The organism is Staphylococcus sp. HMSC055A09, assembly GCF_001809655.1.
Classification (GTDB): Bacteria; Bacillota; Bacilli; order Staphylococcales; family Staphylococcaceae; genus Staphylococcus; species Staphylococcus capitis.
Genome location: NZ_KV798363.1, coordinates 1 through 8,663 on the forward strand (window position 1 = coordinate 1; position 8,663 = coordinate 8,663).

At 33.1% G+C, this 8,663-nt stretch carries 7 protein-coding genes; 6 read left to right on the plus strand and 1 reads right to left on the minus strand.

Annotated elements, in window-relative coordinates; genetic code table 11:
• Positions 1–1,251: SdrH family protein (locus HMPREF2642_RS03230; protein WP_070597660.1), on the plus strand; the 1,251-nt coding region annotated here is incomplete at its 5' end.
• 57 nt (positions 1,252–1,308) lie between these two features.
• Here HMPREF2642_RS03230 and mroQ read toward each other — a convergent pair.
• A complete protein-coding gene (gene mroQ / locus HMPREF2642_RS03235) occupies positions 1,309–2,052 on the minus strand; it encodes an intramembrane glutamic endopeptidase MroQ (RefSeq protein ID WP_049428117.1) in 744 nt (247 codons plus the stop codon).
• Between the two features lie 177 nt (positions 2,053–2,229).
• On the opposite strand from mroQ, the gene groES reads away from it, so the two are divergent.
• The 5 genes from groES to HMPREF2642_RS03255 form a co-directional block, all read left to right on the plus strand.
• A complete protein-coding gene (groES, locus tag HMPREF2642_RS03240; protein WP_002435917.1) occupies positions 2,230–2,514 on the plus strand; it encodes a co-chaperone GroES in 285 nt (94 codons plus the stop codon).
• A gap of 69 nt (positions 2,515–2,583) precedes the next feature.
• Positions 2,584–4,203 carry a chaperonin GroEL gene (groL, locus tag HMPREF2642_RS03245; RefSeq protein ID WP_002435951.1) on the plus strand — a complete coding sequence of 540 codons (1,620 nt, stop codon included), beginning with the start codon at positions 2,584–2,586 and terminating at the stop codon, positions 4,201–4,203.
• Between the two features lie 253 nt (positions 4,204–4,456).
• Positions 4,457–5,230: a cell wall anchor protein gene (locus HMPREF2642_RS03250; protein WP_256276629.1), complete on the plus strand. Its 774-nt coding sequence runs from the start codon at positions 4,457–4,459 to the stop codon at positions 5,228–5,230.
• A gap of 281 nt (positions 5,231–5,511) precedes the next feature.
• Positions 5,512–5,952: an LPXTG cell wall anchor domain-containing protein gene (locus HMPREF2642_RS11385; RefSeq protein ID WP_256276630.1), complete on the plus strand. Its 441-nt coding sequence runs from the start codon at positions 5,512–5,514 to the stop codon at positions 5,950–5,952.
• A 194-nt stretch (positions 5,953–6,146) separates the two neighbouring features.
• Positions 6,147–8,663 (plus strand): SasC/FmtB family protein (locus tag HMPREF2642_RS03255; RefSeq protein ID WP_371094454.1); only part of this gene is annotated, 2,517 nt, incomplete at its 3' end.

Sequence of the window (8,663 nt, forward strand, 5' to 3'; positions counted from 1 at the left end):
TCAAATAGCGACTCAGACTCTGACAGCGATTCCGACTCAGGCAGTGATTCAGATTCAGACAGTGCTTCTGACTCAGATAGTGCTTCCGACTCAGATAGTGACTCAGCGTCTGATAGCGATTCAGATTCAGACAGTGACTCAGGTTCTGGACATGATCATACATCTGATCATGGTCACGATAACCCTTCTGGTGGGGGTAGTGATGATAATTCGCACCCGGGTGGAGGACACTCTGGCTCACATCATAATAATCCCGGTAGTTCAAATGGACACGGTTCAGGAGATAATCATCCTTCTGAAGGAAATGATAATAGTAGTTCAAGTGGTCATAATAATGGCAGTGGTGATGATAATTCAGATCAAAGTGGCGAACATCATCCATCTAATTCAAATAATAACGAGCAACCTTCAAGTAATCATACGGGAGGTAACTCATCAAATACAAATCATCATGCTAGCAATAGCAATAATTCTTCCACAATACATCCTGAGGATAGTAATGGTGGATTGTTAAATCCTAATAAAGGTAATGAGGATAATGAAAATAGTAGCAATGGTGGTACCCCATTAAAAAGAAACTCTAATGCCAAAGATGATTTAAATTACTCACAATCTAATCATCAAACGCCTAATTATGATAGAAATCAATTTATTTGGAATAGATCAGGATCAGTTATAAATCATAGAAGCAATTCTCAGAATTTTAATAAAGATGAGCAAAGTAAAGATTCTGAAGAAAATTCTTTATTAGATAGATTTAGAAGCTTAGCAAGTGGTGCATACAAATATAATCCATTTTTAATTAATCAAGTTAGAAATTTAGATACAGAAAATGGAGAAATTACTGATAGTGACATCTATAGTTTATTTAAAAAGCAAAACTTTAGTGGAAATGAATATTTAAATTCTTTACAAAAAGGTTCAAACTATTTCAGATTTCAATATTTTAATCCACTAAATGCAAGTAAGTATTATGAAAACTTAGATGAACAAGTATTAGCTTTAATTACCGGTGAAATTGGTTCCATGCCTGATTTAAAGAAACCTAACGATAAAGACAAAGGGAGTCGTAGTGCTTTTAAAAATCACAGCGCAGATGAAATCACTACAAACGACAACGAGCAATCCGATGATTACAACAAAAACAAAAAATTAGATCGTGTGCTTATCACTTTAGGCAGTGCGATTGTAGCAATTTTTGCCGGTGTAGTAGGTATGTTTATTTATAATAGAAGAAAAAATCAACAGTAACAAAGAAAGCATCTAATCTTGTACGTTTCGCAACATTTTACATGATTAGATGCTTTTTTAGTTTAATATGAAATGTAGAATAAAGTTAGCATGTTCTTGAGCTTTTTTTAAAGCTTCGCCACCAAAAACTTGCATAAAAACGACTGTACCATTTTGTAACATATGAATACCAATTGGAACAGCAATTCTTTTAGTAAAAACATAAGCAAGTGAAAAGATCATGCCCATACCAAAATACATAGGAATAAATTTCATATCATTGTGTGCAAGGGCAAATACAAGTGAACTTACTATAGAAGCAATCAGAAAGCTAACAACGCGATTGGCTTTAATTGCATTATATAATTCGCCAAAGAAAACCTTTCTGAATACAAACTCTTCTAAAATAGGGCCGACGATAGAAATTAAAATGATAAAAATAGGCATTTTTTTAGCAATTGCCATTAAACGTTCAGTGTTTGGACTTGTCTGCTGACTACCCATGATTGTAAAGTATATCAAGCTTATAATAACTTGATATACCATAACAAGACAAAAACCTAATAGTGCCCAAGGAATGATGTATCTCTTAGGTTCCTTTCTACCAGCTTCAAGAGTAGTAGGATTTTTTACCTTTAAATTTATTAAAATTATGATAATAGCAGCTAATATAAAAAGAGAAACTTGCGTGAATATCATGAATTTAGCAGTTTTAATTTGAGACATATGACCAAGTAAATGACTTCTAAGTATAAAACCAGGTAACATTTGAGCCAAGCCATACGCGAGTACCGTTAGTAAGGACACCCAAAGTCTTCTCATAACTTACCTCCATCTATTTCTAAGTATAGTTTATTTTATCGTAAATAATATAGATGTACAAAATTTATTCGCTAACCTTTTTGCTTGAATTATTGACCAAATTTGATTAATATAAAAATAGCTTAGCATTCTAATAATTAAAGTGCTAAATCACATGTGAATGAAGGAGGAACAATCATGCTTAAACCATTAGGAAATCGTGTGATTATTGAAAAGAAAGAGCAAGAACAAACAACTAAAAGCGGTATTGTATTAACAGATAGCGCTAAAGAAAAATCAAATGAAGGTGTAATCATCGCTGTAGGTCCAGGACGCCTACTAGACAATGGTTCACGAGTTGCTCCTGAAGTAAGTGAAGGTGACACTATTGTGTTCCAACAATATGCTGGAACAGAAGTTAAACGTGGTGACGATACTTACTTAATTTTAAATGAAGAAGATATTTTAGCAGTAATTCAATAATTATAAATTTATATTAGACAGATAAAACATCTATGTAAGAAATCTTAATAAATGGAGGTCATTTCGAGTATGGCAAAAGATTTAAAATTCTCAGAAGATGCACGTCAAGCAATGCTAAGAGGTGTAGATAAATTAGCAAATGCTGTTAAAGTAACAATTGGTCCTAAAGGTCGTAATGTTGTCTTAGATAAAGAATATACAACTCCATTAATCACAAATGATGGGGTTACGATTGCTAAAGAAATTGAGTTAGAAGATCCTTATGAAAATATGGGCGCAAAACTTGTTCAAGAAGTTGCAAATAAAACAAATGAGATTGCTGGTGACGGTACTACAACTGCAACAGTTTTAGCTCAATCAATGATTCAAGAAGGCCTTAAGAACGTAACAAGTGGTGCGAACCCAGTTGGTTTGAGACAAGGTATTGATAAAGCCGTTAAAGTAGCTGTAGAAGCATTACATGACATTTCTCAAAAAGTTGAAAACAAAAATGAAATTGCACAAGTAGGTGCTATTTCAGCTGCTGATGAGGAAATCGGTCAATACATTTCTGAGGCGATGGATAAAGTTGGCAACGACGGGGTCATTACTATTGAAGAATCAAATGGTTTCAACACTGAACTTGAAGTCGTTGAAGGTATGCAGTTCGATCGCGGTTATCAATCTCCATATATGGTAACTGATTCAGATAAAATGATTGCTGAACTTGAACGTCCATATATTCTTGTTACAGATAAAAAAATCTCTTCATTCCAAGATATTCTACCTTTATTAGAACAAGTCGTTCAATCTAGTCGACCAATTTTAATTGTGGCTGATGAAGTAGAAGGTGACGCTTTAACTAATATTGTTTTAAACCGTATGCGTGGTACATTTACTGCTGTTGCTGTAAAAGCTCCTGGTTTCGGTGATCGTCGTAAAGCAATGTTAGAAGACTTAGCTATCCTTACAGGTGCTCAAGTAATTACAGATGATTTAGGTCTAGAATTAAAAGATGCATCAATCGATATGCTAGGTACAGCTAATAAAGTAGAAGTCACTAAAGATAATACAACTATTGTAGATGGTGACGGTGATGAAAATAGTATCGACGCTCGTGTAAGTCAAATTAAAGCACAAATTGAAGAAACTGATTCTGATTTCGATAGAGAAAAATTACAAGAACGATTAGCTAAATTAGCTGGTGGTGTAGCAGTTATCAAAGTAGGTGCTGCAAGTGAAACTGAATTAAAAGAGCGTAAACTTCGAATCGAAGATGCTTTAAACTCAACACGTGCCGCAGTTGAAGAAGGTATTGTTGCTGGTGGTGGTACAGCCTTAGTTAATATCTATAAAAAGGTAAGCGAAATTGAAGCAGAAGGCGATGTTGAAACAGGAGTAAATATTGTGCTTAAAGCATTACAAGCTCCAGTACGTCAAATTGCTGAAAATGCAGGTTTAGAAGGTTCAATTATAGTTGAACGATTAAAAAATGCAGATGCTGGTGTAGGATTCAACGCAGCGACGAATGAATGGGTAAATATGCTTGAAGAAGGTATTGTAGATCCAACTAAAGTAACTCGTTCAGCACTTCAACATGCAGCGAGTGTAGCAGCAATGTTCTTAACAACTGAAGCAGTAGTAGCTACGATTCCTGAAAAAGAAAATAACGAACAACCAGGTATGGGCGGTATGCCAGGAATGATGTAATTAAATCATTATGGTTGTCATTATTACTCCTTTTAGAGATTATTTTCTCTGAAAGGAGTTTTTTTATCTATTATTTTCTGTAATTATTGTAATTAGAGTATTTTAGTTCTTAAAAATATATTATAATAAAATTAACGATAATGCGAAGGAGAATTAATGTATTTATGTAATGTTTTATAAGCTTTTATTATAAGTACTCATAATAAGTTAGATAAACGCTATCGTTTAAAAATTTTGGGAGGATATTACAACTATGAAAAACAACAAGCCTAGAGATTTAAAACAATTTCCATCTTTACCAAGTAAAAAATATTTTAGCTACGGCACAGCGAGTGCTTTAACTTTAGCTTTATATCTTTTTGCGGGCAATGGTTCCGCTCAAGCTGAAGAAATTAACAAGACTAATAGCACTACATCACCTAAAACTATTCAAACTGAAAGCAATAAAACTAATACATCAACTTCCAATAATGAGACTCATCATAAATCATCTAAAAATTTAAATGATTATATTGATGGAACTCCAAATGAAGATCCTGACGAAGATGAGGACAGTGGAACATATGAAGTTCCTATCTTATACGTTACTGTATGGTTGGATGATCAAGGTAATATCATTAAAGATGCAGTAGAAGATAATAAAACGCCTGCCTCTGAAAGAGTGCCGGTAAAAATTCCTGGGTACCAACATTTTAGAACATCAATTTCTGATGGTATAACTAAATTTATTTATAGAAAAGTAAATACATCTCAAACAGCAAACACAGCCACAAGTAGTTCAACAAAAAAGGATGACACTAAACCATCAGAAGTAAATTCTGAAAAACCAACGACTCAAAAAGATTCAGAACAACCAAAACAATCAGAACCTGTGAAACCAACGACACAGAAAGAGCCAGAGCAACCGACTCAATCAGAACCGACAAAACCAACGACACAAAAAGAGCCAGAGAACCAGCACAACCAGAACCATCAAAACCAGCTACACAAAAAGAGCCAGAGCAACCGACACAACCAGAACCGGTAAAACCAACGACACAGGAAGAGCCAGAGAAACCAACACAACCAGAACCGGTAAAACCAACGACACAGAAAGAGCAAGAGCAACCGACTCAATCAGAACCGGTAAAACCAACGACACAGAAAGATCCAGAGAAACCAGCACAACCAGAACCATCAAAACCAGCTACACAAAAAGAGCCAGAGCAACCAACTCAATCAGGACCATCAAAACCAACGACACAGGAAGAGCCAGAGAAACCAACTCAATCAGGACCGACAAAACCAACTACTCAGAAAGATCCAGTTATTCAAACTAAACAGCAGGAGAACAATCAAAATAATGTAAATGATAAACCTAAATTACACGTTACAGTATGGTTAGATGATCAAGGGAATATTATTAAAGATGCGGTAGAAGACGATAAAACACCTTTAAATCAAAGAGGTGTTATACAAATAGAAGGTTATAAATATATTAGAACAGAAACCGAAGATGGTATTACTAAATATATCTATAAAAAAGTTAAATTAAAACAACATAAGCAAATATTAGAAGTAATTAAACCTACTAAAAAAATATCAAAACGTAATGAAGATAAAGATGATAAAACATCTCATAATCATAAAACTTCTAAGAAAGAATTACCTGAAACAGGAGTTAAAGAACAAGAATTTACTCCAGCATTATTAATGTTACTAGCAGGTTTAGGATTAATTGGTATTTTTAGAAATAAAATCAAAGAATAGAATTATAGAGAGTGTGGAGCTAAACCCACACTCTTTTTTATGTACAAATAGTAAAATTCCCAAAATAAACAATTGCACAAAATATAGCTTGATGGTATATTTTAAGGAACACAATGAAATATATTTTATCAATAATAAAATATAGGTTGAATATTGTTGGGTTAATTTAAATTCTTTATATTTGAGGAGAAAAAATGATGGAAAACAAAAGAATCAACAACTTAGATAAAAAAATCACACGTTTTTCTATTAGAAAATATCAAGGTTTTGGAGCAGCTAGTGTAGCAATAATAGGTTTTATCATGATGTCTAACATAAATTACGCAAAAGCTGACAGTATTGAACAAAATAATACCACCATCAATCAAAAAGTTAGTGATAGTACCAGTCATCAAATTAATATTGAAAATGGAAAATCTTTAAATGACAATCTAACTAATAACCAAGATATTGAAAATAAACTTTCAACTACTAAAACTAATACTCAACACGTTATTAATACTAGTCAACTTGAAAAAATTTTAAATCAATATAAATCTTTAGATTTAAGTAACAAGACAGATGAATCGATTAAACTATTTCGAACTGATTTACAAGAAGCTGAATCTATTTTAAATAATCCTCAAAGCCAACAACAGGTTGATGATTATTATCATAAGTTTTTAAATAGTGCAGGTAAATTACATAATAAAGAATCTTTACTTCCAAATCGTCAATCAAACGGTGTTCAATCACAACATTTAACTACGAATAATAACTTTTCAAACTATTCGTATATTAGACATAAAAGAGACTCATCATCTTTTAGAAGTGCTCCTGAAAATAACGTATCTAATGATCCTTTGAAAGCAAATGAAGTTAATCCAGAAATTCAAAATGGAAACTTTAGTCAGGTATCTGGTGGTATATTACCATCAAGGTCAAAGAGATTAACTGTAGTTACGAATGTAGATAATTGGCATAGTTACTCAACTGATCCTAATCCTGAGTATCCTATGTTTTATACACCAAGCGCAGTAGATTATTCAAGTTTTATGAGCAATAATGGTGCTCCATACGGGGTTGTACTTGCAAGAACGAATAACGGTCGTGATAGAAGTGTCAATGATGCTAAAGTAGCAGGTATTTATCAAGATATAGATGTGGTACCTGGTTCGGAATTAAACGTTAACTTTATATCTACAAGTCCAGTATTTTCAGATGGTGCATCAGGTGCTAAATTAAAAATTAGTAATATAGAGCAGGATCGCATCTTATTTGATAATCGTCTAAATGGTATGGGACCGTACCCTACCGGTAAATTATCTGCAATGGTTAACATACCAAGCGATATGAATAGAGTAAGAATTTCTTTTTTACCTATATCCAACACTGGTCGAATTAGTGTACAACGGTCTTCGAAAGAACATGGATTTGGTGATAATTCATCTTATTATCATGGGGGTTCAGTTAGTGATGTAAGAATAAATAGTGGATCCTATATCACTTCTAATGTGGCACAGGTAGAATATATAACTCAGCCTAATAGTCCTAATGATAATTTTGCACGTGCAACAGTTAATTTATCTGTTGAAAATAAAGGGCATAATCAATCAAGAGATACATATTATGAAGTTATATTACCAGCAAATTCAAAACTCATTTCTAGTAGTGGAGGAACCGGTAATTTAGATGTAAATACTAATAAATTAAGAATGTCAATTAGTAACTTAAATCCAGGAGAGAGGAAAGATCTCTCCTATACAGTAGAATTTAAAGCAACAATACCTAAAATAGTTAATTTAAATGGACATGTTAGTTATAGAACTAATGCAACATTTAGAGGAAGAGATACTCAAAGAACCGGAGATAATACCGTTAATTTACAAACTGTGACAATTCAAATGAATAAAACAGAATTACAAAGTAAAGTAAATGAAGTTGATAACTACTTACACGATTTAAATGAGGCTGATTTTACCGCAGATTCATGGCGTGCACTTCAAGACAAATTAACCGAAGCTAGGAATATTATCAATGAACAACAGAATAATGTTGCTATAGAAAATCAAGCATCCCAAGAAACTATCAATAATGTTACTAATACGTTAGATACATTGAAAAATAGTCTAAAATATAATGCACCATCCAAACCAATTATTGAAATAAATTACCTGATTCCAAATTTAACTATAACACCAGCTAATAAAGCAGATAAGTTAAATATTACATATCAAAATACTGCTAATGAGAGTACATCAATTATTGCTACTAAAACTAATGATAATTGGTCACTTAATAATAGTGTTCCTGGTATAAATATCGAACCACAATCCGGTTTAGTAACAATTAATTATCAAGCTGTTTATCCAGAAAGTTTAGTTGTAGCGAACGATATAATTCGAAACAGTGACACAAGTGAGGAAAGTAGAGAAAATATGCCACGTAAAGAGGCAACACCGGAAGCGCCTGGTATTGAAGCAAGTGAGGAGCATGTCAATGTCGAAGTAACACCTAAAGGTGAAGCGTCAAAAATAGAGATGATTTATATAAATCCCGAAGGAGAACCAGCTTCAATAAATGCTATAAAAAATGGAGAAACTTGGACATTAGATAAGCAAGTGTCACATATTAATATTGACGATCACACTGGTAAAGTTACGGTTGGTTATCAAGCAGTACAAGCAGAAAGTGAAATAATAGCAACCGAAACAAAAGGAAACAGTGACTCA